Origin of the sequence: Pseudomonas sp. TH07 (assembly GCF_016651285.1) — a bacterium.
Classification (GTDB): Bacteria; Pseudomonadota; Gammaproteobacteria; order Pseudomonadales; family Pseudomonadaceae; genus Aquipseudomonas.
Genome location: NZ_JAEKED010000001.1, coordinates 6874861 through 6898592 on the forward strand (window position 1 = coordinate 6874861; position 23732 = coordinate 6898592).

23 protein-coding genes and 1 pseudogene are annotated in these 23732 nt (G+C 56.8%); 12 read left to right on the forward strand and 12 right to left on the reverse strand.

Annotated features, from left to right (window positions below; genetic code table 11):
• Positions 1-40: 40 nt before the first annotated feature.
• Genes JFU57_RS31230 through JFU57_RS31240 form a run of 3 tightly spaced genes read right to left on the reverse strand, consistent with a single transcriptional unit; the run spans position 41 to position 2310 of the window.
• Positions 41-946 (reverse strand): 5'-nucleotidase, encoded by a 906-nt coding sequence (locus JFU57_RS31230; RefSeq protein ID WP_020299683.1) that lies wholly within the window; start codon positions 944-946, stop codon positions 41-43.
• A 24-nt stretch (positions 947-970) separates the two neighbouring features.
• Positions 971-1927, reverse strand: a complete 957-nt coding sequence (locus JFU57_RS31235) for a putative 2-dehydropantoate 2-reductase (RefSeq protein ID WP_201131901.1) — start codon at positions 1925-1927, stop codon at positions 971-973.
• The gene (locus JFU57_RS31240; RefSeq protein WP_201131902.1) at positions 1924-2310 is read right to left on the reverse strand and encodes a thioredoxin; all 387 of its coding nucleotides are present in this window, start codon (positions 2308-2310) and stop codon (positions 1924-1926) included. The genes JFU57_RS31235 and JFU57_RS31240 overlap by 4 nt, the downstream gene beginning before the upstream one ends.
• Between JFU57_RS31240 and JFU57_RS31245 the strand changes: the two genes are divergently transcribed.
• Both JFU57_RS31245 and JFU57_RS31250 read left to right on the forward strand, forming a co-directional pair.
• Positions 2309-2743 carry a pilus assembly protein PilZ gene (locus tag JFU57_RS31245; protein ID WP_078470675.1) on the forward strand — a complete coding sequence of 145 codons (435 nt, stop codon included), beginning with the start codon at positions 2309-2311 and terminating at the stop codon, positions 2741-2743. The genes JFU57_RS31240 and JFU57_RS31245 overlap by 2 nt on opposite strands.
• Positions 2744-2883: 140 nt before the next feature.
• The gene (locus JFU57_RS31250; protein ID WP_020299679.1) at positions 2884-3960 is read left to right on the forward strand and encodes a 3-deoxy-7-phosphoheptulonate synthase; all 1077 of its coding nucleotides are present in this window, start codon (positions 2884-2886) and stop codon (positions 3958-3960) included.
• Positions 3961-4020: 60 nt separating this feature from the next.
• Here JFU57_RS31250 and JFU57_RS31255 read toward each other — a convergent pair whose 3' ends face one another.
• Positions 4021-4302, reverse strand: a complete 282-nt coding sequence (locus JFU57_RS31255) for a GNAT family N-acetyltransferase (RefSeq protein ID WP_007931380.1) — start codon at positions 4300-4302, stop codon at positions 4021-4023.
• 659 nt (positions 4303-4961) lie between these two features.
• Between JFU57_RS31255 and oprI the strand changes: the two genes are divergently transcribed.
• The gene (gene oprI / locus JFU57_RS31260) at positions 4962-5213 is read left to right on the forward strand and encodes an outer membrane lipoprotei OprI (RefSeq protein WP_003172710.1); all 252 of its coding nucleotides are present in this window, start codon (positions 4962-4964) and stop codon (positions 5211-5213) included.
• A gap of 125 nt (positions 5214-5338) precedes the next feature.
• Here the strand turns inward: oprI and JFU57_RS31265 are convergent, their stop codons facing one another.
• The 3 genes from JFU57_RS31265 to JFU57_RS31275 all read right to left on the reverse strand — a co-directional run bounded on the left by JFU57_RS31265 (position 5339) and on the right by JFU57_RS31275 (position 7379).
• Positions 5339-6307 (reverse strand): L,D-transpeptidase family protein, encoded by a 969-nt coding sequence (locus JFU57_RS31265; RefSeq protein WP_201131903.1) that lies wholly within the window; start codon positions 6305-6307, stop codon positions 5339-5341.
• Between the two features lie 116 nt (positions 6308-6423).
• The gene (locus JFU57_RS31270) at positions 6424-6717 is read right to left on the reverse strand and encodes a hypothetical protein (RefSeq protein ID WP_020299677.1); all 294 of its coding nucleotides are present in this window, start codon (positions 6715-6717) and stop codon (positions 6424-6426) included.
• Between the two features lie 56 nt (positions 6718-6773).
• Positions 6774-7379, reverse strand: coding sequence for an arylesterase (locus JFU57_RS31275; protein WP_078470676.1), 606 nt, complete (start codon positions 7377-7379; stop codon positions 6774-6776).
• Positions 7380-7389: 10 nt separating this feature from the next.
• Here JFU57_RS31275 and JFU57_RS31280 point away from each other — a divergent pair, with 10 nt between their 5' ends.
• Both JFU57_RS31280 and JFU57_RS31285 read left to right on the forward strand, forming a co-directional pair.
• A complete protein-coding gene (locus JFU57_RS31280) occupies positions 7390-8073 on the forward strand; it encodes an ABC transporter ATP-binding protein (RefSeq protein WP_078470677.1) in 684 nt (227 codons plus the stop codon).
• On the forward strand, positions 8073-10577 hold the full coding sequence (locus JFU57_RS31285; protein ID WP_201131904.1) for an ABC transporter permease: 2505 nt from the start codon (positions 8073-8075) through the stop codon (positions 10575-10577). The genes JFU57_RS31280 and JFU57_RS31285 overlap by 1 nt, the downstream gene beginning before the upstream one ends.
• Positions 10578-10606: 29 nt before the next feature.
• Here the strand turns inward: JFU57_RS31285 and greB are convergent, their stop codons facing one another.
• Both greB and JFU57_RS31295 read right to left on the reverse strand, forming a co-directional pair.
• Complete coding sequence (greB, locus tag JFU57_RS31290; RefSeq protein WP_201132246.1) at positions 10607-11080, reverse strand: transcription elongation factor GreB; 474 nt, start codon at positions 11078-11080, stop codon at positions 10607-10609.
• A 437-nt stretch (positions 11081-11517) separates the two neighbouring features.
• On the reverse strand, positions 11518-13419 hold the full coding sequence (locus JFU57_RS31295) for a hypothetical protein (RefSeq protein ID WP_201131905.1): 1902 nt from the start codon (positions 13417-13419) through the stop codon (positions 11518-11520).
• 281 nt (positions 13420-13700) lie between these two features.
• Here JFU57_RS31295 and JFU57_RS31300 point away from each other — a divergent pair, with 281 nt between their 5' ends.
• The 4 genes from JFU57_RS31300 (at position 13701) to JFU57_RS31315 (ending at position 18084) form a co-directional block, all read left to right on the forward strand.
• The gene (locus JFU57_RS31300; RefSeq protein ID WP_201131906.1) at positions 13701-14624 is read left to right on the forward strand and encodes an ABC transporter ATP-binding protein; all 924 of its coding nucleotides are present in this window, start codon (positions 13701-13703) and stop codon (positions 14622-14624) included.
• Positions 14621-15355, forward strand: coding sequence for an ABC transporter permease subunit (locus JFU57_RS31305; RefSeq protein ID WP_201131907.1), 735 nt, complete (start codon positions 14621-14623; stop codon positions 15353-15355). Before JFU57_RS31300 ends, JFU57_RS31305 begins: the two co-directional genes overlap by 4 nt.
• 10 nt (positions 15356-15365) lie before the next feature.
• On the forward strand, positions 15366-17189 hold the full coding sequence (locus tag JFU57_RS31310) for a Gldg family protein (protein WP_201131908.1): 1824 nt from the start codon (positions 15366-15368) through the stop codon (positions 17187-17189).
• A gap of 265 nt (positions 17190-17454) precedes the next feature.
• Positions 17455-18084: a response regulator transcription factor gene (locus JFU57_RS31315; protein ID WP_201131909.1), complete on the forward strand. Its 630-nt coding sequence runs from the start codon at positions 17455-17457 to the stop codon at positions 18082-18084.
• Positions 18085-18133: 49 nt separating this feature from the next.
• On the opposite strand, the gene JFU57_RS31320 is transcribed toward JFU57_RS31315, so the two are convergent.
• The 3 genes from JFU57_RS31320 to JFU57_RS31330 all read right to left on the reverse strand — a co-directional run bounded on the left by JFU57_RS31320 (position 18134) and on the right by JFU57_RS31330 (position 20661).
• Positions 18134-18454, reverse strand: a complete 321-nt coding sequence (locus JFU57_RS31320; protein WP_201131910.1) for a class I SAM-dependent methyltransferase — start codon at positions 18452-18454, stop codon at positions 18134-18136.
• A gap of 248 nt (positions 18455-18702) precedes the next feature.
• Positions 18703-19137, reverse strand: a complete 435-nt coding sequence (locus JFU57_RS31325) for a DoxX family protein (protein WP_201131911.1) — start codon at positions 19135-19137, stop codon at positions 18703-18705.
• A 102-nt stretch (positions 19138-19239) separates the two neighbouring features.
• Positions 19240-20661 carry a transglycosylase SLT domain-containing protein gene (locus JFU57_RS31330; RefSeq protein WP_201131912.1) on the reverse strand — a complete coding sequence of 474 codons (1422 nt, stop codon included), beginning with the start codon at positions 20659-20661 and terminating at the stop codon, positions 19240-19242.
• 234 nt (positions 20662-20895) lie between these two features.
• Here JFU57_RS31330 and JFU57_RS31335 point away from each other — a divergent pair, with 234 nt between their 5' ends.
• The 3 genes and pseudogenes from JFU57_RS31335 to JFU57_RS31345 form a co-directional block, all read left to right on the forward strand.
• Positions 20896-21702, forward strand: coding sequence for a TatD family hydrolase (locus JFU57_RS31335; protein WP_201131913.1), 807 nt, complete (start codon positions 20896-20898; stop codon positions 21700-21702).
• Positions 21703-21787: 85 nt separating this feature from the next.
• The gene (locus JFU57_RS31340; protein WP_078470688.1) at positions 21788-23269 is read left to right on the forward strand and encodes a methyl-accepting chemotaxis protein; all 1482 of its coding nucleotides are present in this window, start codon (positions 21788-21790) and stop codon (positions 23267-23269) included.
• Between the two features lie 180 nt (positions 23270-23449).
• Positions 23450-23680: pseudogene (locus tag JFU57_RS31345) on the forward strand (terminase); the annotation flags it as partial.
• Between the last annotated feature and the right edge of the window lie 52 nt (positions 23681-23732).

Below are 23732 nucleotides of genomic sequence, written 5' to 3' on the forward strand. Positions count from 1 at the left end.
GCCAACTGCGACGCCAGCCGCCGGGCCCGGGATCAAAGGCTCAGGTTTTGCTCTCATTGCTGATGCCATGGGGCACATGGCCAGTGGCGACCACTTCGCGCGCCAGTTCGCAATGACCGGCCTGGTCATCGAAAAATACGTCTGCGGCAAAAGCCTCGAGAAACGCCGCTTTCTCCAGGCCGCCCAGGAACAGCGATTCATCCAGGCGGATATCCCACTCGCGCAAGGTGCGGATCACCCGTTCATGAGCCGGCGCCGAGCGCGCAGTGACCAAAGCGGTGCGGATCGGACAGGCGTCTTCGGGAAACTCGCGCTGCAACAGATTGAGCGCAGCGAGAAAGCCTTTGAACGGCCCGCCTCGCAAAGGCTCGCGAGCAGATTCGCGCTCCTTGGCCTGGAACGCTTCAAGGCCGCCCAACTGATAAACCCGTTCCGACTCATCGGAAAACAACACCGCATCACCGTCAAAGGCAATGCGCAACTCGGCACTGGCGGCACGGCGCGCGCCGCCCGACAAAATGGTCGCCGCAGCGAATCCAGCATCCAGCGCGCTGCGCACGTCTTCGGCGTGAGTCGAGAGGAACAGGTCACAGCCAAATGCCGCGAGATAAGGGTAAGGGCTGCGCCCGCCGACGAAAGCGGCCCGGGAGATATCCAGGCCGTAGTGCTGGATCGAGTTGAACACACGCAAGCCGGTGTCGGCGCTGTTGCGTGATACCAGGACGACTTCGACCCGGGCTCGCCCAAGGCTGGCGTTTAGACTGAGAAGCTTCTTCACCAGAGGAAAAGCCTCACCCGGCTCGAGGTTTTCCTCTTCATGCTCGATCTGATACTGCCGATAAGCCTCGACGCCCTCCGCCAGGTAGACCTTGTGGCTGTCGCTCAAGTCAAACAGTGCCCGCGACGAAATCGCCACCACCAACTTTCCACCCAGGCCCTTAGCCATGTACTGCTCCCCCGCCTGACGGTTTCAATCGTTATACCGATCAATAAAACTCAACGCCTGATACAGCGCTTCGATTCTCGGCAGCTCGCATCCCGCGGCCTTGGCCGCGGCCAGAGGCGCAGCATAGATGGCCGCAAGCTCCAAGGGACGCTTGTGCAGATAATCGTGGTACATGCTCGGCCAGTAATCCGGCATTTTTTCCGTAACCTTGAACAGATGCTCGGCATAACCGGTCGGCACGCTATGCCCACAGGCCTCTGCCCCGCGCACCACCTCGGCCATCAAGGCCTGGATCAACTGCCGGCTTGCGTCATCGGCCATCAAGGGCGCGGTACTGGCCTTGAGCAGCACCGAGAGACCGTTGTACGGCACATTCCACACTAGCTTCTGCCAGCGCGCCTGCCCCAGGTCAGGCATGGCCTGGGAATCGAGACCGGCCTTGCGAAACATCGCCGAGCCTTCTTCGACAATGGCCTGACGTGCCGCCGCATCCGACGCCGGACCACTGTGATACCCCAGATTCACCGCACCCAGGGCCTGGTGCTCAATCACCCCGGGCGCCGAACGGTATGCACAGATATAGCAAAGCCCACCCAGCACATGGATTGACTCAGGCAGCAATGGACGCAGTGCCTCTTCGACGCCCAAGCCGTTCTGCAGCAACAACACCTTGGCCCCTGGGGCCGCTGCGCTGATCAAGATGGGTGCAAGATCAGGATTGCTGGTGGCCTTGGCTCCCACCAGCAACCAGTCGCAAGGCGGCAGATCCTCGCCGTTGGCGTAAGCCTGCACTGGGTTCAGTGTCAGTTGACCTTGAACCGCATGGTTCAGCTGCAAGCCACGCAGTGCCACCGCCGAGAACTCACCGCGCAGCAAAAAGTGCGCGTCGAAACCGGCCCGCGCCAACATCACGCCATAAAAACCACCGATCGCGCCGGTACCAATAATGCCGACTCGCGGCTTGTGCACAGCACTCATCATGGCAACTCCTCTGCAATTCGCTCCAATGCCTGGTGCACGGCGTCGGCGAGATCAGTCGCGCGCAAACGCGATTGCACAGCGCCGTAAAATTCACCGTCGCGCACCACGAACAGGGCCGGTAAATGAAACACCTGATAACGCTGGACGACGCCACCGTTGTTACCCGCATCAATCCAGCACAGCCGATCGACAGGCAAATCAAAGGTGGGCAATTGCTGGCGTGCCCAACGACAGCTGGAGCAACCGATGCTGGTGAAAATCACCAGGGAAATGCCACTCATCGCCAACAACCGCTGATCGGTGTCGAAATCGGTCAGCTCCAATTGGGCCACTATACTGGGGGAAACACTGTCGACTAGCCGACGCTCGGGGTCCGCGCTCATGGGACGTTTTCTACCTCATCCAGACGATGTTCCGGTTGAACTGACCTTGCGCAAACACTCGTGCATTTCGCGGCAGCGGCTGCACACTATCAGCCTCGGCGGCGTGGCTTGCAATTACCACCGTGCCTGGCGATGCGGCACGGCGCTGCTGGTGCGCATGCCGACCCTGGGCGAAAACGCCTGCTATCAGGGCTATGTTGCCTGGTGCCTGCGCCGCAAGCACGGCTACCTGGTGGGTATCGCCTTTGTCGACGAACAGACCCTGTTCGGTGCGCGCATGGGCGCGCAGGTTTGCCAGATCGAACGCTACTGCCGCCTGCACGAACCCCAGGCCGAACGACAGCGTACCGAGGCGCTCGCCTTGCAATGGATCACCCAGCACGCCGAGGACTTTTCCCAGGAGCAGGTCCATCGCGCATTTATCCAGCCCTAGCGGGATAAAACCCCCGCCAGCCCATTGTCGAATCACCGGCTAACGCGCTAAGGTTCCGCTCCCCGACGCGCTCAAATCCGCTGTGCTCCGCCGCGCGGGGATCGCTGGCGGCCGGCACCCGTGACCTGACGAGTAACACGATGGCTGATTTACCGATCAACGACCTTAACGTCGCCTCCAACGAGACGCTGATCACTCCTGATCAGCTCAAGCGTGACATCCCCCTGAGCGATGCTGCCCTGCGCACCGTGACCAAGGGCCGCGAGGTGATCCGCAATATTCTGGATGGCACCGACCATCGCCTGTTTGTCGTTATCGGCCCTTGCTCGATCCACGACATCAAAGCAGCTCACGAGTACGCCGAGCGCCTGAAGGTACTGGCCGCCGAAGTGTCCGACACTCTGTACCTAGTAATGCGCGTCTACTTCGAGAAGCCGCGGACCACGGTCGGCTGGAAAGGCCTGATCAACGACCCTTACCTGGACGACTCATTCAAGATTCAGGACGGCCTGCACATTGGCCGCCAGTTGCTGCTGGACCTGGCCGAGATGGGCCTGCCAACCGCCACCGAAGCGCTGGACCCGATCTCCCCGCAGTACCTGCAGGATTTGATCAGCTGGTCGGCCATCGGCGCGCGCACCACAGAATCCCAGACTCACCGCGAAATGGCGTCTGGCCTGTCTTCCGCTGTCGGCTTCAAGAACGGCACCGATGGCGGCCTGACCGTTGCGATCAATGCACTGCAATCGGTTTCCAGCCCTCATCGCTTCCTGGGTATCAACCAGGAAGGCGGCGTGTCGATCGTCACCACCAAAGGCAACGCTTATGGTCACGTGGTATTGCGCGGTGGCAACGGCAAGCCGAACTACGATTCGGTGAGCGTCGCGCTGTGTGAACAGGCGCTGAACAAAGCGAAGATCAAACCCAACATCATGGTCGACTGCAGCCACGCCAACTCCAACAAGGACCCGGCGCTGCAACCTTTGGTCATGGAGAACGTGGCTAACCAGATTCTCGAAGGCAATCAGTCGATCATCGGCCTGATGGTCGAGAGCCATCTGAACTGGGGCTGCCAGGCGATTCCGAAAGACTTGGCCGAATTGCAATACGGCGTGTCGATCACGGACGCCTGCATCGACTGGGAAAGCACCGAAAAAACCTTGCGCGGCATGCATGCCAAGCTCAAGGACGTATTGCCTAAACGCGATCGCGGCTGATTTCACAAAAGACGCAAACAAAAACGCCGGGCTCAGCCCGGCGTTTTTGTGTGTGCCCACTCAGAGTTTCGCGGCGTGACGCTGGTGGCGCTCCATGTAGCGCTCCACGTATGAGCACGAAGGAATCACCGTGTACCCCATGCGATCAGCATACTCCAGGGCCTGCTCGGTCAACGCGGCAGCAATGCCACGGCCACGCAATGCGTTGGGCACGAATGTCCGATAGATATCCAGGGTCTGCTTACCCAGGTCCATGTAAGTCAGGTAGGCACGATGACCGTCCACATTGGTCTCGAACTGATGACCAGCCTGGTCATGGTGGATGGACAACGCCTCGCTCATCACTACTCCTCGCGGGTCTTGGATTCTGACCCCTACCTTACCGATGTTTTTCCGGCGAAGGAACATCTACGCCACCCCGTGCCTGACTGGACACCGAGAAAAGCCTGCCGCTCAGGTTCAACCTGCACGTTACAAATAGTAGGCATCATTGGCATAAATGCTCAAGACGCACTCATCTTGTGCTGCGCAGCATGAGGCGCGTCACACGCCGACCTAACAGTGCAAACCAAAATGCTTACGTACACAACGTTTCACCAATGACACACTGAACATCGCCGGATGTTGAGACTTAAGACGAGCGCCCCTTCTTAAAGTCACCTCAACATCAACAAAGATACGTGAGCGTTTACACAGAATCTGAAGAAAAGTGTAGACGCCTCAATATAGATCGACTTTAGCCTACACTCAGAAACTGCTGTGGGGAGTGGCTAACGGGTAACACCGCCTATCCAGCAAGGCACCCAGGCCGGGCCTCGCAGCTGCGCGGTTTTTATACAACTGGCTAAAAAGTTGCTCGAAAAAGATTCAGCACCTAGAATTTTTTTTGCTTCTTGCGCTACGTCAGTTTACTTACTACAAGTAATGGGTAGTATGTACGCCGGCTATTTCCTCACTCTGAAGAGATAGCTACTAATAGAAAGTCCTTGAAGGGGAACACGATGAACAACGTTCTGAAATTCTCTGCTCTGGCTCTGGCCGCAGTTCTGGCTACCGGTTGCAGCAGCGTATCCAAAGAAACCGAAGCTCGTCTGACTGCTACTGAAGACGCAGCAGCTCGCTCCCAGGCTCGTGCAGACGAAGCCTACCGTAAAGCTGATGAAGCTCTGGCTGCTGCTCAAAAAGCACAACAGACTGCTGACGAAGCTAACGAGCGCGCTCTGCGCATGCTTGAAAAAGCTAGCCGCAAGTAATAGTCCCTCGGGATTGTTATCAAGCCGATCCATTTTTGGGTCGGCTTTTTTATTGCCTGGATTTTTCTGCAGGCAATAAAAAACCCGTCGAAACCAGAGGCTCCGACGGGTTTTTCCAACAGTGATTACTGCTCTGGATCGACGGGAGCGGAAGACACCGTCGGTGCGGAAACAGGCACCGCGATCTCCACCGGCAGACCATCCTCGGCCGCGACGACATCACGCACCACATCCCAATTCATGCGCAGGCTGTTCGCCAGGTCTTCGCGCTTGAGCAAGGCATTGATCACTGCGGTGTGCTTGTCGACCACCGACGGGTTGCCATTGTCGTCCAGTGGCGTGTGAGCCTCCAGATAGACCTTGCCACCGCTGACGCCAAACTTGTAAGGGTCGTTGAGAATTCGTACCGAGGTACCAACCGGCACCATGCCGGCCATTTCCAGCACGTTGTTATTGAACATGCGGAAGCAGCCGTGACTGGTGCGCATGCCAATCCCGAATTTCTTGTTCGAGCCGTGAATCAGGTAACCCGGAGTTCCCAGGGTGAACTTGAACGGGCCCAGCGGGTTGTCCGGGCCGGCCGGCACCACGTTTGGCAGCGGGTCACCGTCGGCCGCATGCTCCGCCTTGATCGAAGCAGGAGGCGTCCAGGTCGGGTTCGGAGTTTTGGCCACGATGCTGGTGTGCGCAATCGGCGAGCCCCAGCCTTCGCGGCCGATGCCCAGTGGGAAGGTGTAAACGACATTACGTCCCTTGGGGAAGTAATACAGCCGATATTCGGCCAGGTTGATCACGATGCCCTCACGCGGGCCCGGCGGCAGAATAAATCGGGTCGGCAGAACCACTTCCGTACCCGCTCCAGGCAACCATGGATCGACGCCCGGGTTGGCCGCCACCATTTCCAGATAACCCAGGTCGTAAGTCGTTCCCAGATCGGCAAAGGTGTCTTCGTACTTGGCCTTGATCACCTGCACCTGGCCCACGATGTCTTCACCGGGGGGGGGTAGAGGCAACTCCAGTGCGGCCACCGGGCCTGCCACACAAAGTGCGGCAAGCGTCAGGCAGCGGGTGACGGCAGGAAAACGCGGCAACATCCGGAAAATCCTTCGCATGATCAACGGGTGAGAAAAAAAGCGATTGTACACCGCAGCCTCCCGCTTCGGCAGTTGGCTGGGGTAAGCGTAGCTACAGGCCATCCGATGGCGAATGTTTAAAGTTCGAAGCGCAGCTCAGGCCAGATCGGTGGAGTACCACGCTTCTGCGACTCGAGAATCGCGCGGCAGAGCGGACACAGGCGCTGTTCCTGAAAAATGGTCCGGTCCACGCTCGACCAGCGCGGCTGGGCGGGAAGCAAAGAGCCACATAACGTCCGGTCGGCAGCACCACCGAGTTCCAACTGACGCGTGACCAGGTGCACCCGAACTTCCTGGCAGGCAAACAGATCCAGCTGTTCGTCAGGCTCGATCAGTTGATAGGCAAACAGGGACCAGGCAGGACGCGGCATCGGGGGCTCCAAATCGGGGGCGCCACATTAGCCGAAACACTGCCACTAGAAAAGCGTCAAAGCAGCGGTTTTAGCGTCGGCCAGACATTTTCCAGCAACTTGCCCTGGGCCGCAGCCGCTGGGTGCAGACCATCGGCCTGCATCAACTCGGGAATGCCGCCGATGCCTTGCAGAAAAAACGGCACCAGGGCGATTTTCTTCTCGTTGGCCAGGTTGCTGTAGACCTCGGCAAATGCCTGGGTATAACGCACGCCATAGTTGGGAGGTAGCTGCATACCCAGTAGTAGCACCTTGGCACCGCTGGCTTTTGAGTTATCAATCATCGACGCAAGATTTTGTTGCAATTGCGTTGGCAGTTGACCGCGCAGCCCATCGTTGCCCCCCAGCTCCAGGATCACCACATCCGGCCTATGCTCTGTGAGCAGCGCAGGTAGCCGCGCCAGGCCTCCTGCGCTGGTGTCGCCGCTGATCGATGCATTGATTACCTTGTCGTTGAAACCTTCGTCCTTGAGCCGCTGCTCCAGCAGGGTTACCCACCCTTGTCGGGTATCCAGGCCGAAAGCCGCACTGATACTATCGCCAACGATCAGGACTGTACCCGCCGCTGCGTTCTGGGCCATGCACATCAAGGCCAGGCCAGCACTCAAAAACCACACACGCATCGGACTCTCCATGGGCGCAAGCATTCTCACTGCGCGGAACCTTAGCAAAGTGGTTCCCAGCGCGGAAGGTGAACTGACCATCCTGCACCAACTCAGCCTGGAACTGAACAAGGGCGATAGCCTGGCCATCGTCGGTGCCTCAGGTTCCGGCAAATCCACGCTCCTGGGCCTGCTGGCCGGGCTCGACTTGCCCAGCAGCGGTGAAGTCACGCTTGCAGGCCAGGCCCTGAGTACCCTGGATGAGGATCAGCGAGCACGCATCCGTGCCGAACACGTGGGTTTTGTCTTCCAGTCATTTCAATTGCTCGACAGCCTCAATGCCTTGGAAAACGTCATGCTGCCGCTGGAGCTGGACGGTCGCAAGGATGCTCGCGAGCGCGCGACCCAATTGCTGCAACGGGTGGGCCTGGGCAAGCGCCTGACCCATTCACCGCGCCAACTCTCCGGCGGCGAACAGCAGCGGGTAGCGATCGCCAGGGCATTTGCGGCGGAGCCCGACGTTTTGTTCGCTGATGAACCGACCGGCAACCTCGACAGCCACACCGGCGAGCGCATCTGCGATCTGTTGTTCGAGCTCAATAAAGAACGCGGCACCACATTGGTACTGGTCACTCACGACGAACGCCTGGCACACCGCTGCCGGCGCCTGATCCGCCTTGAAGCCGGCCTGCTGGTCGCCCCTCTGGAGCCTTGATGGCACGCCTGCCGATGTTGCGCCTGTTCAGCCTCGCCCTGCGTCAACTGCTGCGCGATGCCCGCGCCGGTGAATTAAGGGTGTTGTTCTTCGCCTTGCTGGTGGCTGTTGCGGCCAGCACCGCCATCGGCTATTTCGGCGCCCGCCTGAACGGCGCCATGCTGCTGCGCGCCACCGAATTCCTCGGCGCCGACCTGCTGCTCGAGGGCAGCTCGCCGGCACGCCCGGAGCAGATTCAGAGCGGCCGGGAACTGGGGCTGGAGCATGCGCAGATCGTGGAGTTCTCCAGCGTCGTAGCCACCGACAAAGGTATCCAGCTGTCCAGCATCAAGGCAGCGGATGAGGTCTATCCATTACGTGGCGAGCTGAAAAGCGCACCGGCGCCCTACGCAGCCGAAGAGTCAGGAGGCGGACCGAAGCCAGGTGAAGCCTGGGTCGAGTCGCGCCTATTGGCCGCGCTGGATTTGAAGATCGGCGACAGCATCGACGTTGGGATGAAGACTCTGCGCCTGGCCCGAGTGCTGACCTATGAGCCGGACCGTGCCGGCAACTTCTACAGCCTGACGCCGCGGGTGCTGATCAATTTGTCCGATCTGGCGGCCACGGGCGTGGTGCAGCCCGGTAGCCGGGTCAGCTACAAGGAGCTGTGGCGCGGCACCGCTCCTGCGCTGGAAACCTATCGACAATTGATCAAACCAGGGTTGGCTGCCAATCAGCGCTTGCAGGATGCACGCGATGGCAACCAACAGATAGGCGGCGCCTTGGGCAAGGCCGAGCGTTACCTGAACATGGCCAGCCTGGTAGCCGTACTGCTATCGGGCGTCGCGGTGGCGCTGTCGGCCACGCGCTTCGCCACCCGGCGCTTCGATGCCAGCGCCCTGCTGCGCTGCCTTGGCTTGTCCAGGCGTGAAACCATGCTGTTGTTCAGTGTGCAGTTGGCTGTACTCGGCCTTCTGGCCAGCCTCAGCGGCGCACTGATAGGGTGGCTGGCTCAACTCGGGTTGTTCGCCCTGCTGCATGAGCTCTTGCCCAGTGATGTACCGCCGGGTGGATGGCTGCCGGCGGTCGCCGGGATCGGCACCGGGCTGGTGGCACTCGCCGGCTTCGCCCTGCCGCCGCTTGCCGCCCTGGGTCGTGTTCCGCCATTACGAGTGTTACGTCGCGACCTGCTGCCCATCCCTTCGAGCACCTGGATGGTCTATGGCGCGGCCCTGCTCGCCCTGGGCCTGATCATGTGGCGCCTGAGCCTGGACCTGGTACTGACCTTCGCCCTGCTCGGCGGTGGCGTGGTGGCCGCGGTGGTTCTGGGTGGGCTTCTGCTGCTCGCCCTGCAAAGCCTGCGGCGCCTGTTGGCTCGAGCCTCGCTGCCGTGGCGCCTGGGCCTGGGACAGTTGCTGCGCCATCCACTGGCGGCTGCGGGCCAATCCCTGGCATTCGGCCTGATTCTATTGTCGATGGCGTTAATCGCCCTGTTGCGCGGCGAGCTGCTGGATACCTGGCAGAATCAGCTACCGAAAAATGCCCCCAACTACTTCGCGCTGAATATCCTTCCCGCCGATAAACAGGCCTTCACCGATCGACTGGTGGAACTCTCGGCACCTTCGGCGCCGCTGTATCCGGTAGTACCGGGGCGACTGATCAGCATCAACGGCGAGCCGGTCAGGGATATCGTCAGCAAAGACTCCAGCGGCGATCGCGCTGTCCAGCGCGACCTGAGCCTGACCTGGGCCGCCGACTTGCCACAAGGCAATAGCATCACCGCCGGGAGCTGGTGGTCGAGCGAGCCGCAAGGCGATCTGCCCGGCGTCTCGGTGGAAAACAAGGTCGCAGAAAGCCTGAAACTCAAAATCGGCGATCGGCTGACCTTCACCGTCGGCGGGATCAATCGAGAAGCCCAGGTCACCAGCCTGCGCAAAATCAACTGGGATAACTTCCAGCCCAACTTCTTCATGATCTTCCAGCCGGGCACCTTGAAAGATCTCCCCGCGACCTACCTGACCAGCTTTTACCTGGCAGCCGGGCATGACCAACAGATCGTCGAGCTGTCCCGTGCCTTTCCCGCAGTGACCATCCTTCAGGTGGAGGCCTTGCTGGAGCAACTGCGCAGCATCCTCGCCCAGGTGACCCTGGCGGTGGAATACGTCTTGTTGTTTGTCCTGGCAGCTGGGATGACCGTCCTCTTCTCCGGCCTGCAGGCCACCCTTGACGAGCGCATTCGCCAAGGTGCGCTGTTGCGGGCCTTGGGGGCGGAGCGGCGGTTGCTGGTCAAAGCGCGGCGTATCGAGTTCGGCCTGCTCGGCGCTGTCAGTGGTCTGCTGGCTGCTCTGGGTTCTGAATTGGTGAGCCTGGTGCTCTACCGCTACGCCTTCGACCTGCCTTGGCACCCACATCCGTGGTTGCTGGTGTTGCCGCTGATCGGTGCCGCACTGGTCGGCGGCGCGGGGGTTTTCGGCACACGGCGGGCCTTGAATGCCAGCCCGCTGACGGTACTGCGCGAAGGCTGAAGACCAAGGCCCGTCTCAGGCAGACGGGCCTACTTTTGATACTCGATTCGATTGATCCACCAGCAGGTTTCACCTCCGGGCGTAGGAACAATCGCTTCATCCCCCTCTTCCTTCTTCAACAGCGCTCGAGCCATTGGCGAGTCGATGGAGATGTAATCCTTCTGCCTGTATATCTCGTCATAGCCAACAATACGAAAGCGCTTGGTCTCACCCTCTTCATTCTCCACCTCGACCCACGCGCCGAAGAACACTCGCCCCTCCTGCTCGGGCGCGTATGAAACCACGCGCATGTCTTCCAGGCGCTTGCGTATGTAGCGCACCCGGCGATCAATTTCTCGCAGCAGCTTCTTGTTGTACTGGTAATCGGCGTTTTCACTCCTGTCACCCAGTGACGCAGCCCAGGTGACTTTGCGGGTAGTGTCGGGACGCTTTTCCCGCCATAGATAGTCGAGCTCTTTCTTGAGGGCCTCATGACCTTCCTGGGTAATCAGTTTTGTACTCAATTGCTTAATCACCACCCGCAGTGAACCGACCATGAATCTCACGATTTGGCCTGAGGCCGAACAACCTGCCTGACCGGACCTAAGTCGCGGGCCCAGCCGGCTTGAGAAAAACCGATGATAAATCACTGCGGGAAAGTAGCTAGCCCTAATCCTTGCGGTGGACGAGGCAGCCACATCAACCGATCTCTGCCTGGGAGCACGGCCAACACTCAACCTAAGCCCCCCAGGAGATCGGCAACTAGAGCAATCCCTGATCGATCCATTGCTCATAGAAAACGTAATGACGCAGAAAAAATCTGCGAGAGCACGTCTATTGGAATGGCTTGAAAACGGGGAAGTGAGGCCCTGTTCTGTCAACAAGATCAGGGCTCGATAGCGGTACCTGGAATCAGGCAGAGACAGGCTTCAAATAACGTGATTCGCCGCTTACAGCGGGCTCAGACCACTCCATCCGGAGAACATTCGCCCTCGCCGAGGGGGATGCTGGAAATGGCATGGAGGCTATTGTTGAAAGTCACCGTTTCGTTGAAGTTCTTCACAATGCTGCTGAGCTTTTTCTTGGCATTGGTTAGTTGCTTCAAGCGCTCTACCAATTCAGCACTCTTTTTCTGTATATCCAGCTCACGCGCTTCCAATTTGAGATCCCGGGCGCGCTGCTGCTTGGAAAGCTCCTCAAGACGCTGCTGCCCCAGTTGCAGAAGCTCGGATCGCCGAATTGCATTTCGCTCCCTGGCTTCAAGGCTTTCAGCCAATTGCTGCAAAGCGGAACTACGCTCGGCGATGATCCGGGCGTTGTTGTCGGCAGCTCTGTCTGCGGCCACCCGTTCCTGCTGCAACTGACTCTGGAGCTGCATCAAGCCCTCCTCTTTCTCCACCAGTTGCCGCTCTCTCTCTTGCAGTTGGGACTTCAAACCCTCCAGGGTTTCTTGCTGCTTCATTGCGCCCAGCTTTTGCTGGACCAACTCTTGCGCCATGCCCGCAACATTGGCCAAGGTACTCTCGACATCAAGCAACAGATGCTCGGTATCAGCCCCTGGAAGAGATGCATTTTCAAACGGCTGAATGCTCTCCAGTTCTTTTAAGTTCTTCGCTGAGTGTTCTGGATCCAACATCTCTTCAGCCCGTGGTTGTTCAAGTGGACTCATTGAGGCCCCTTCAGATGCACCGTCAACCTCAGTCATGGCTGAAACCGCAAGATTCGACCGAATGAAATCAGCTGATCCCACCTCATGCTCATCGACTTGGGCAAAAGGTCGCAATGAGTCCATACCGGCATCTTCTGCACCAAGGTCTGAGCCGTTTTCTTCCAGAGTCATATCGTTAAGGGGCTCCGAACCGAGATCGCCTACCAGCCCTTCAAGCTCCGCCAACGTGCTTTGCATATCCTGGCGAAACTGTTCGCTTTGACTGTCATCAACTCGTAGGCGCTCAACCATCGATGACGAAACAGGGAGTTTCATGTCCGTTTCCTCTTGAGCAGCAGTAGTCGCGAGCGCTGTAACTTCCAGGACATCAGGCTCACTTTCGTTGTCGAGTGCCAAGCCTGGAGCCACGTCGGCCGAATAGAGATCCGATGCCTCGGCATTTGAACTGATCTGCGAGCCATCTATAAATGAAGCAGTCAGCATTGGAGCAGGCAGCAGCTCTTCACTGGTAAATGAAGCCAGCGCAGAACTGAAATCACCCGAGTGTTGCACCACACCTTCTGCTTTCTGCTCGTCAGCAGCCTCTGCATACATGGATGACCCGTTATCGAGCCCCTTAGCGTCTTGAGAAGTTAACTGAATAATGTCATCGCCCGGCATTTCCGCTGTATCAAGGAGCGTCAGCAACTGAGAGTCATCATGTTCATAAGATCCATCTGGTTCTGTGAACAAAGCACTAACACCGGAGACAATCGGCGCCGTACGTTCGATCGCTGGTAACCGTTCTTGATCGCGCATGGAGATCAGCTTGGTGATCAGCGCCTTTTTGATGCCGAGAGGCCGATGATCTTCGACTTCGGCGACAGGCAAGTCACAATCTGTCAAATCAATAAGATGATAGGGAATATCGACATGGCTCTGAAAATCACCGTGGGCAGCTCTTCTGACGAGTTGCTTGAATACTTGAGCTGCGACCGTCCATTCATGGCCTGAATCAACCCGACTCAAAACATACTTATCACTCGTCTTATGCAACATTGCGATATACACGCGAGTTTTGTCGCCTTCCACTTCCTCATTCAGGCTATACACAAGAAAATTACTGCCAATTTGAGGAACTGCAACACCACAGAGCAACGCACCACTAACGATTTCTTGATCAGCGTTTTTTATGGTAATGGTTCGTAGAAACATAGCAGATTTGAAACCCCATCATGCATATTAAAAAACAAGCTCAGGGAAGATATTACAAGCGGACAAAAACCACATTAGGACCAGTCCTATTAATCAGCCACAGGCTTGCAGTTACTGACATTAACCGTATTATTTGACCTTATAGCAGACACGCGCACTTGCACTATGCAACTCCTCAGCTTCGCTCGAACCACCGTGATCAATGATTCCACTGGCTACCTTAAAGGGACGGATCCAGCCCTGTAGAGAGAGTCGCCTTCAGGATTATCAGGCACAAGAATATGATCTATGTAGAAAAACTAACCAAGCGCTTTGGCGAGCACACTATCATCAAGAATATTTCGTTCGGCGCCCAAGCAGGCGAAGTACTAGGACTACTCGGGCCCACCGGCGCAGGAAAGTCCACACTCATGAAGATAATGACCGGCTTACTCCCCCCTACTTCAGGAAAAGTGGAGCTATCCGGCTTCGATGTAGACAAGCAGAAACTTCAGGCGCTGCGCCAACTCGGCTATATGCCTGAAAGAGCCACCCGATACGCCAACATGGACGTTCATTGGTTTCTCGACTTCGTTGCCGAACTACGGGGAATTCGGGGCGCAAAAAAAAGCAAGAACTTGAGCAATGCCGTTGAGCGACTAAAGCTTCAAAATATTCTGAAACAACCGATTGGCAGCCTGTCATGGGAGCTCAAGCAGAGAGTCGGGCTAGCCCAGGCCATAGTTCATGAGCCTAAATTACTTGTTCTCGACGAGCCAACGAATGGGCTCAATCCCGATCAAAGGCAAACACTCCACAACATCATAAAGTCACTATCAACAGACACGACCATCATCTTCTCCACAACCTGTGCGGATGAAATAACTGCTATTTGTAGTCGGGCGCTGATCATGTACGACGGTCGCCTCTTGGCGGACAATACAATTCCTGAACTGCGTAAACAATCCCGTTATCACAACGCAGTGACTATCGTCAGTGAGAAACCCCTGGATTACCTTGCACTGGCCGTACTGCCAGGGGTTGCGGGAATTGAAGAGCAAACCGACATACCCGGCGCCATCACCATACTTGCTACGCCAGGCGCAACTATTTCTCCAAAGATCAACGCACTGATTGCTGCACGGCAATGGGTGATCAAACACCTGACCGTCAACCCGGGAAGTCTGGATGAGGTGATCGAAAGCATGTTTGGAAAATCAAATTGAGACAGTCTCTGATTATTTTAAAACGTGAACTTAAGAGTTACTCACTCACGTCGGCGACCTATATTTATATAGCAGTCTTTTTGGCAACCTCGGGGATATCCTGCTTTTATTTCGGGAGCTTATTCGAACGAAATATTGCCAACCTCAACCCGCTCTTTGACATCATCCCCTGGCTCTACCTCTTGCTGATCCCAGCAATTGCCACATCAACCTGGGCAGAAGAACGCAAGAGCGGGTCTATCGAATTCTTGTTAACCCTGCCAATCAACAGCTTTCAAGTGGTAATGGGAAAATTTCTGGCTGCCTGGACGATTTTGGGACTATCCCTATTACTCACCTTCCCGCTTGCAACCACCATCAACTACCTAGGCGAGCCCGACAACACTGCACTCTACATCGGTTATTTGGGCAGCTGGTTACTGGCCGGCGCTTATTTATCAATAGGCTGCTGCTTGTCCGCCTTAGCGCGTGACCATCTGACCGCGTTTATTTCGACCTTTATTATTGGGCTTGTCTTCATGATCCCAAACCTATTGCCAGCGCTGGACGTTCCCGTTGCAAGCCTCCCCAGATGGCTAAGCGCATCCTTTGACTCTATAGGCTTGATCTCCCATTTCGATAGGTTCAGCAAGGGTGTGATCGACCTACAAGATTTGCTGTACTTCTTCGCCATGATCAGTGCGTGGCTCATAGCAACCACTGCTGTCATCGAACTCAAGAAAGCTGAATAAGGGTAAACACATGAAGAATATACTTCGACCCAGCCGCGTTCTGCTGCTGATCGGGTCTCTACTCTTAGTCTTCACTCTGATCTTGAATTCCAAATTGCCTGCCATTCAATTTGATCTGACTGAGCAAAAGACCTATAGCATTTCACAGAACACAAAGAACATTCTGAACGCACTCAACAAACCACTTGAATTGTTTTTTTTCTACTCCAGCAATCATGTAAAAACGCCAGGCACCACAGATGAATACGCCAAGCGTGTAAAAGCCCTGCTCAAAACCTATGAACACGAAGCCAATGGCAAATTAACTCTGCATATCATCGACCCTATGCCTTTTTCAGATGAAGAGGATAAGGCTGATCTTTTGGGGCTCCAGTCCATGCCACTGCCGGATCAAGGCACTCACTTCTACTTTGGCTTAGCAGCCAGCGACGCCAATCGCGAGACCCATGCAATTTCATTTTTTACCCCTGAGCGCGAAGTGTTCCTCGAACATGAAATCAATCGGTTGATCCAGGGTGCGGCACAAGTAAAACGTCCAATGACGGGGTTGATATCCAGCTTGCCCATGAACCGCCGATTCGATGAACGTACCCAGCAGACACTCCCTGCGTGGATGTGGTTGCAAGAAGTTCGCGAGCAGTTTGACCTGACTACGTTGAGCCCAGATGTAGATCAGATACCTGAAGAGCTCGGCAGCCTGATACTGGTCCACCCCAAACAACTGCCGGAGCAGACGTTAAAAGCAATCGATGGATTTGTGCAGAACGGGGGGAAACTCCTGGTTTTTCTAGACCCCATCAGCGAGCTGGAGTTAAAACAGGAAGCCGTAAACCCAACGGGTCGAGAGACATCTTCCGCAGTCCCGAAACTGCTAAAGGCCTGGGGAGTACAGATGCTGCCCGAACGCGTTCTCGGAGATGGCCTCTATGCAATGTCAGCCGTGCTGAAACCAGGACAACAATCCATCAGCCACCCGTTTTTTATCAAATTGCCCAAAGACTCCATGAATCAGGCAGATGCCAGCACTTTAAACGTGGAGAGCATTAATCTTTCAACCGCGGGCATCCTCGAACCCATTCAGGGTGCGAGTACGACTTTCACCCCTCTGCTTCAGAGCTCCACCAAGGCTATGCCATTCGACCTCGCTCGCCTGAATGAGAAAAGCAGGCTGAGCGAGCTTATGAGCGAAATCAAAACGTCTGACAAACGCTATGCATTAGCCGCGCGGATTGAAGGCCTTGCAGACTCTGCGTTTGCTCAACAGGAGGCAGGCAGCGATACAGAGCCAAAAGAGCGGGCTCGGATACAGGTTGTGGTAGTGGCTGATACAGACATCCTGGATAACCGCATGTGGGTCAAGGAGGGGAATGAATCGGATTCTCAGGCACCGCAGGTCTGGTCAGATAACGCAGCGTTCGTAGTGAACATTCTGAGTGACTTCCATGCACAAAGTGCTCTGCTGAATCCGCGATCGCAACCGCGTATCCAACCGACTTTTACTCGTATTGAGAAATTGATCGAAGAGAACGAAGAGCGCTTTCGCGAGAAGACCGAAAAGCTCGAAACACTTCTGGCTCAGACGGATGCCGAGTTAACCGCGCTATACGCTCTGAGTCCTCCAACCGAGACAGAGGAATGGACCCCCAACGACACAACGACACAAGCGGACCATCAAGAAAGCCAACAAATACGCAAATCATTAAGAGACCTGCAACTGCAGCTCAATAATGAAATTGCCTCACTGGGAAGAACAATCAAGCTGATCAATATCTTTACGATACCGCTGCTCCTTCTCCTGATCGCCATTTACGTAAAGCGCCGACATCCTCGATGAAATACTCGCAGCCATCGAGGGATGGTGGCTGCGTGCTGGGTTAGCAATCTGCCCTTCCCTGCATCGCGCGCACCGAAACTATCAGATTAGTCCGATTCATTTTTCAGACCAGTCAGATCATCGTAAGGCTCAAGCAGCCATTTTTCGAACGATCATCCGCCCATTACGAAACGGCAATGAGCGCACAACAACAAAAACGAAACCGCGCACGTTGCAGTGCGCGGATGACACTTCCCACTACCTTAGACTCGAGGGGAACCTGTTCATGGGAAACATCATTATCGTCGACGATCATCCGCTGATCAGATTGGCCATAAGGTCGATACTTGAACCCCATCAACACACGATCATCGCCGAAGCCAGCAACGGAGCCGATGCCGTACAACTGGTGCGCAAACACATTCCGGACCTGTTGATTCTGGACTTGGGCATTCCCAATCTGGATGGTTTTTCGGTCATAGCCCATATCAAGTCGGCACATCTGCAAGTCAAGACTCTGGTACTGACCTCCAGTGATTCGAAGAACTTCGCGTTGCGTTGCTTGCAAGCAGGTGCCGCAGGCTTTCTATGCAAAACCGAAAACCTCAATGAGCTGGCCAATGCGGTCAAGGCGATTTTGTCGGGCTACAGCTACTTCCCCGAAGACACTATCAATATCCTGCAGCAGAACAACACGGCGGCTTGCCAGGAAAGCGTGTTGATTTCACGACTCACAGATCGTGAAATTACCGTCTTGAGGTTGCTGGCGACAGGGCTGAATAACCAGCAGATCGCCGACGCACTGCTGATCAGCCATAAGACTGTAAGTACTTACAAAGTGCGCTTATTGAAACGTTTCAATATTTCCAATCTGGTCGCGCTGGTTGATCTGGCGAAACGTAACGCGATTGTTTAAATAGCGCGAACCCACAAACCAAACTCGCCATCAGCCGTGCCGAGATTGCTTATAACCGGTCTTGAGGACGAGTAATCAATCCCTGGCGCGCAACGCGGGTCAGTTGCTTGATGACTTCAGCAGCGTTTTCGGCACTAGGGGCTTGAATGACCGCGAGGTCAAAACTGTCGCTGGGGAAACGAGCCAGGGACTCACCCTCTTCGACAAACTGGATCAGGAAAGCCGAAGGCCTGCCGGTGCGTCGCGGCCAACCGTCCAGGTATCGCAATAGCGTGGGTTGGTGCTTGCCAGCCAGGAGGATTTTCGGATTGCGCTGGACAAGGTTCGCCGTGATCGGCGCAAGACGTACAAGGGGGTGTATTGCATTCATCGTGTCGTGTCTCTACCTCAAGTTTCTGCCGGGCAGGTGAGAGGCAAGACCGAACCAGCGCTTTAGCGGTATTTCGAAGCCTTCCTCAAGCTTCTAACGACAACCTTTCGATCATCTGGCGCCCCGCAAGTAGCTGTTTAAATCGGCGCATAAGCAGCATCCTAGAGAAGCCCATAGGCCAGTGTCAAGAACCTCCATAAACGAAAAAGGCCCGCATCAGGCGGGCCTTTCCAGTGATACGCCAAGTGCTACTTGGTGATCGCCGCATCCAGCGAAAGCTTGCCCGCGCCCTCAAGCAATACCGCCACGGTGCCGCCAAGCAATGCCAAGGCGAACTCATAACCGTTGTTAGCCATGAACAAACCGTTGCTGATGTGCACCGAGAGGATCGCAACCAGCAAGGTAAAGGACAGGCCCAACGCCGCCGGGCGAGCCAACAAGCCGATAATCAATGCCAGGCCACCAAAGAACTCCGTTCCCCCCGCCAGCAACGCCATCAAATGACCTGGAGCCAAGCCGATACTCTCCATCCACTGCGCAGTGCCGGCCAGGCCATAACCGCCAAACAGACCGAAGAGTTTTTGTGAGCCATGGGCTGCGAAAATGATGCCGACAAAAATACGCAATACGGTCAGGCCAAAGCCAGCGCGGGTGCTCAGTACGGATTTGATCAGTGGGCTCATGCTGTGTAGTCCTTGTTTAAGGTGGGAAGTTGGTCGCCATACTAATCAGTTTTTATCATGTTAAAAGCGCAAAAAACCCGCCATAACAATCAACTATATCGATCACTTACGTGAGGCGACGCTTCTTGCCTGGGGCTCCAACGAGTCCCTTTCGCGGTCGAAGGCCAGATAATATTTATTGACGCTATTAACATAGCTGACGGCTCCCATTCCCACCTGTTCCATGGCGATACGCTCCACCTGGAAAAACCACTGATTAGGGTTCAAACCACGGCGCTTGGCCTCGGTACGCATGCCTTGGACCCGCTCAGGCCCCATGTTGTAAGCGGCCAGCACGAAGGCCATGCGCTCACGCTCATTAAGCTTGGGGCTGGCAAAAAACTTACGTCGGATCAACGCCAGGTATTTGGCCCCGGCCTGAACATTGTTATCCAAGTTCTGAATATCATTCACGCCTACCCGTTGCGCCGCAGATGAGGTGATCTGCATCAGGCCGGTCGGGCCTGCGCCGCTGCGTGCGTTGGGCTGCAAGGCAGACTCCTTGAACGCCAGGGCCGCCAGGTTCAGCCAGTCCATCCCCTGTTCCTTTGCGTGCTTCTGCAACACCGGCCGCAGCTTTTCCAGACGCTGGCGGTCGGCGCGAGCCAAGGGGTAATGCACCTGGTACAGACGCCGATAGATGCGCAAAAACGCCACATCCTGATCGGCCGGGGTTTTGTAAGTCTTCAGAAAGCGGTCGATGCTCGCACGCAGCATCGAGGCGTCCCTGCGAACAAACCAGTGTTCCTCGCCCGGCTCGCTAATCAGGACCTGACGATCGAAGCGCAACTTCGGCAGGATCTTGCCCCACCGTTCGGCAATGGGCTGTTCGACAATGGTCAGGTGGAAAATCCCGCCCTGGACCATTTCCAGTACATCCTCCACCGCCAGGCTGGGATCAACCCACTCCACTTTCACCGGCGCCAATTTGTGCAGCGCCAGCTTCTGATTGATCTGGCTGATGGCGTCGCCGGCAACGCTGCCAGTGGTCAGCGCCAGGGTTTTGCCGGACAGCTGTTCCAGCCGGGTATAGCGGTGTTCGCCCTTGATTCCCACCAGAAGCAGCGGCACGTTACTGGCAATGGGATCACTGGGGCTCACGGCCTGCCCTGGTTGCGCCTCCAGTAATTCGCCCGGCGCGACCAAGTCACCTTCGCCACGTTGCAAGGCGCCAAGCAGCTGATCCTTGGACTTGGGAATGATCTTGAGGTTGATTTCCTGACCGTCGCGGGCGTGGCCATTCAGGTACTGCTCGAAAGCGCGCAGCCGGTGGTACTCGACACCAATCGCCTGACCCTGGACTTCGCCAGAGCTATTGCGGCTTTGATTGACCAGCACCCGTAACACCCGGCTACTGCGAATCTCCGCTAGATCGCGAACTTTGCTCGAGGCCACGATTTCCGGTGGCCCAGCCAAACGTGCCACCGCCGGTAACGGCAGCAACAGCGACAAGCACAGCGCAAACAAAACCGAGGGTCGGATCATCCGCTCTCCGGAAAGAATACTGGCCAACTCTTCAAGGAAGACTTGAGAGTCGGGGGTCAGAAACAGAGCGCCTTGAGCGCTGGCAAAGTGCGAAAGACGGGCACAGCAATGGCTGGGTTACCAACCGAAGCTAACTTCCGACAGCAAAAGACAGCTTTAACTCGTTGTAGTTCTTGGCTTTTCTTATAAATCTACAGCTCTGATATGCTTTCCGGCCGCAGGCGGAGGTACACCATGCAACTCATCGATATCGGCGTCAACCTGACCAACCCAAGTTTCGCCGAAAAGCACCAGGCCGTTCTCGACCGGGCGTACGCGGCAGGCGTGTGCCAATTGGTCCTGACCGGTACCAGCGTCGAGGGCAGTGAACAGGCGTTGGAATTGGCCCACCAGTTGGACGAAAGCGGCCAACGGCTGTTCACCACTGCCGGGATCCATCCCCACTCGGCCAGTGATTGGAATGCTGACAGTGCCCGCCGCCTGCGCGCCCTGCTCAATGAGACCCGGGTGCGTGCAGTAGGAGAATGTGGTCTGGATTTCAATCGAGACTTCTCGCCACGCCCGCAGCAGGAAAAGGTGCTGGAGGAGCATTTGGCCCTGGCCGCAGACTTGCAGCTACCGGTGTTCCTCCATGAACGCGACGCCAATCAGCGCATGCTGGACATTCTGCGCGACTTCCGCGATCGCTTGCCCGCCGCGGTGGTGCACTGCTTTACCGGCGAGCAGCGCGCGCTGTTCAGCTACCTCGACCTGGACTTGCATATTGGTATCACTGGCTGGATCTGCGACGAGCGCCGTGGCACACATTTGCACCCGCTGGTTCGTGAAATTCCCCGGGGTCGCCTGATGCTGGAAAGCGACGCGCCCTACCTGCTGCCACGCAGCCTTCGTCCCAAGCCTAAAAATGGCCGCAACGAACCAGCCTACCTGACGGAGGTGCTGCGCGAAGTGGCCTTGCATCGCAACGAAAGCCAAGAGGAACTGGCCGCCCACAGCACCGCCTGCTCCCGGGCATTCTTCGGCTTGCCGGATATTGCTTGACCCACATCAAGATTTGTCTGAGCAAGTAGCGGCACAATAATGGCACCTTGCCAATACTGTTTCGCTCAATCAGAGAAGACCTTCCATGGGTGCCTGGCTTAGCAATATCTCGCTGAAGTACAAATTCTGGGCGGTCAATGCGGTCGCCTTCGTTACTACCCTGCTGCTGGTGCTGTACGCCGTACAACTGGAGCAGCAGGCTCGCAGCCAGGCGTCTCAGGGTGCCGCTCAAGCCCAGGCACGGCTGCTCAGCGCCTGGCCGGCTGGACAGGCTTTGCCCCGTGCCGATCATTTACTGAGTTTTCAGCCCGGGCAGACGCCCTCTCTCAACGATCGCCCATTACCCGAGCTGAACGGGGCAAAGGGCTGGGTCGAGTTCAGCCATATGCCCTTGTTCGGCGATAACCCACTGATGGGCGCTGAAGTCATCAGTCGCGCCGATGGCCAGCAAATCGCGGTACTCGCCTACGGCCCGAGCCTGAGTCAGGTGTTCAGCGAGCGCTTCACCAACTACGCCGCTGCTGTATTCATCCTGATGTTCGCCATGCTGTGCGCCTCGCAACTGTTGATCCGCTTTCTGCTGAGCCAACTCAACACACTCAAAGACGTGATGTTGCATGTTGAAAAGACCGGCGACCTGGCGGCCCGTGTTCCCCTGGCCTGCAAAGATGAAGTCGGGCAGATGGCGACAGCGTTCAACGCCATGCAGGCCGGCTATCAGCGCGTGGTCAACACCGTGGCCGATACCGCCCGGCAGTTGGATGTGGGTGCCGCGCGCCTGGCGTCGAGCATGAACGACGTACGCCATGGCATGCTCGGACAGCAAAGTGAGACCGACCAGGCGGCTACCGCGATCAATGAAATGTCGGCCACGGTCTACCACATCGCCCAACATGCCGGCGCAACCCGCGACCTGTCCCAGACTGCCGATACATTGGCTGGCAGTGGCCAGGAGGTGGTCAGTCGCGTGCAGAAATCCATCGCTGGGCTGTCCAGTGGCGTACAGCAGACCGCCGAGATGATCCAGCGCCTGGCCGAAGACAGCCAGAAAATCAACGGCGTGGTCAGTGTGATTCACAGCATCGCCGAACAGACCAACCTGCTGGCCCTCAACGCCGCGATCGAAGCGGCCCGCGCCGGGGAAATGGGGCGTGGTTTTGCAGTGGTTGCCGACGAGGTGCGTAACCTGGCCAAGCGCGTACAAAGCTCAACCGATGAGATCACCACCATGGTTTCCGCCTTGCAGGCCGGTACCCGCGATGCGGTGGACTTCATGCAGGAAAGCTCGTTCAAGGCCGACGACTGTGTGCAACAGGCTCAGGAGGCTGGGGTCGCGCTGGCCGAAATAACCAGTGCCGTGGCGCAGATGCGTGAAAGCAATACCCAGATCGCGGTGGCCGCCGAGCAACAGAGCCAAGTGGCGGAAGAGATGAATCGTGCGGTGGTCAGCATCCGTGACGTGACCGAAAACACTGTGCAGCAAACCGTCGACTCGGCCACCACCAGCAATGAACTGGCGACCCTGGCCGGCGCCTTGAGCAAGGCGATCGGACAGCTGAAGCTTTAATCGCAGGTCATCGGCCAGCCCAGCCCTGCAAGGTTATGGGTTGGCCGCAGGCGTGGGACTTGGCCGGTGTGAATCCCCCCAATAGCCTATCAACCCGATAGCAACGCTTGATTCGATGTTGCCCAGCGTCGCCCCTATTCTTGATTCATCGGCTTCAACAAATGAATTAAGGAGGACACCATGGGCAAACGTCATCCCAACATCCCCGCATGGCAATGGCGCACCACCCCGGAAAGCCATCGCAACTCGGCCAACCTGGTATTGCAGTTGATTGCAGGCCCGTTATTTATCGTGGGTTTCCTGCTGATTGCATCAGGGGTGTTCGCGCCCAGCGCGGTCAGCGTTGCCATTGGCGCAGTCGCGGTAGTCGCCGCTCTGTCGCTGCAACGTCGTGGTCACAGCCTGGAAGCCTGAAGTTGCGGGCGGTCCGGCACTGACAGGGCTATTCGCCAGGTTACTGGCA

What these genes read in the sequence shown, in the direction of transcription:
- JFU57_RS31295 (WP_201131905.1), bottom strand. Translation starts at nt 13,419, where the DNA reads ATGTTTCTACGAACCATTACCATAAAAAACGCTGATCAAGAAATCGTT.
- JFU57_RS31330 (WP_201131912.1), bottom strand. Translation starts at nt 20,661, where the DNA reads ATGATCCGACCCTCGGTTTTGTTTGCGCTGTGCTTGTCGCTGTTGCTG.
- JFU57_RS31280 (WP_078470677.1), top strand. Translation starts at nt 7,390, where the DNA reads ATGGGCGCAAGCATTCTCACTGCGCGGAACCTTAGCAAAGTGGTTCCC.
- JFU57_RS31275 (WP_078470676.1), bottom strand. Translation starts at nt 7,379, where the DNA reads ATGCGTGTGTGGTTTTTGAGTGCTGGCCTGGCCTTGATGTGCATGGCC.
- JFU57_RS31250 (WP_020299679.1), top strand. Translation starts at nt 2,884, where the DNA reads ATGGCTGATTTACCGATCAACGACCTTAACGTCGCCTCCAACGAGACG.
- oprI (WP_003172710.1), top strand. Translation starts at nt 4,962, where the DNA reads ATGAACAACGTTCTGAAATTCTCTGCTCTGGCTCTGGCCGCAGTTCTG.
- JFU57_RS31265 (WP_201131903.1), bottom strand. Translation starts at nt 6,307, where the DNA reads ATGTTGCCGCGTTTTCCTGCCGTCACCCGCTGCCTGACGCTTGCCGCA.
- JFU57_RS31270 (WP_020299677.1), bottom strand. Translation starts at nt 6,717, where the DNA reads ATGCCGCGTCCTGCCTGGTCCCTGTTTGCCTATCAACTGATCGAGCCT.
- JFU57_RS31240 (WP_201131902.1), bottom strand. Translation starts at nt 2,310, where the DNA reads ATGAGCGCGGACCCCGAGCGTCGGCTAGTCGACAGTGTTTCCCCCAGT.
- JFU57_RS31235 (WP_201131901.1), bottom strand. Translation starts at nt 1,927, where the DNA reads ATGATGAGTGCTGTGCACAAGCCGCGAGTCGGCATTATTGGTACCGGC.
- JFU57_RS31315 (WP_201131909.1), top strand. Translation starts at nt 17,455, where the DNA reads ATGGGAAACATCATTATCGTCGACGATCATCCGCTGATCAGATTGGCC.
- JFU57_RS31285 (WP_201131904.1), top strand. Translation starts at nt 8,073, where the DNA reads ATGGCACGCCTGCCGATGTTGCGCCTGTTCAGCCTCGCCCTGCGTCAA.
- JFU57_RS31340 (WP_078470688.1), top strand. Translation starts at nt 21,788, where the DNA reads ATGGGTGCCTGGCTTAGCAATATCTCGCTGAAGTACAAATTCTGGGCG.
- JFU57_RS31255 (WP_007931380.1), bottom strand. Translation starts at nt 4,302, where the DNA reads ATGAGCGAGGCGTTGTCCATCCACCATGACCAGGCTGGTCATCAGTTC.
- JFU57_RS31320 (WP_201131910.1), bottom strand. Translation starts at nt 18,454, where the DNA reads ATGAATGCAATACACCCCCTTGTACGTCTTGCGCCGATCACGGCGAAC.
- JFU57_RS31335 (WP_201131913.1), top strand. Translation starts at nt 20,896, where the DNA reads ATGCAACTCATCGATATCGGCGTCAACCTGACCAACCCAAGTTTCGCC.
- JFU57_RS31245 (WP_078470675.1), top strand. Translation starts at nt 2,309, where the DNA reads ATGGGACGTTTTCTACCTCATCCAGACGATGTTCCGGTTGAACTGACC.
- JFU57_RS31230 (WP_020299683.1), bottom strand. Translation starts at nt 946, where the DNA reads ATGGCTAAGGGCCTGGGTGGAAAGTTGGTGGTGGCGATTTCGTCGCGG.
- JFU57_RS31300 (WP_201131906.1), top strand. Translation starts at nt 13,701, where the DNA reads ATGATCTATGTAGAAAAACTAACCAAGCGCTTTGGCGAGCACACTATC.
- JFU57_RS31325 (WP_201131911.1), bottom strand. Translation starts at nt 19,137, where the DNA reads ATGAGCCCACTGATCAAATCCGTACTGAGCACCCGCGCTGGCTTTGGC.
- JFU57_RS31310 (WP_201131908.1), top strand. Translation starts at nt 15,366, where the DNA reads ATGAAGAATATACTTCGACCCAGCCGCGTTCTGCTGCTGATCGGGTCT.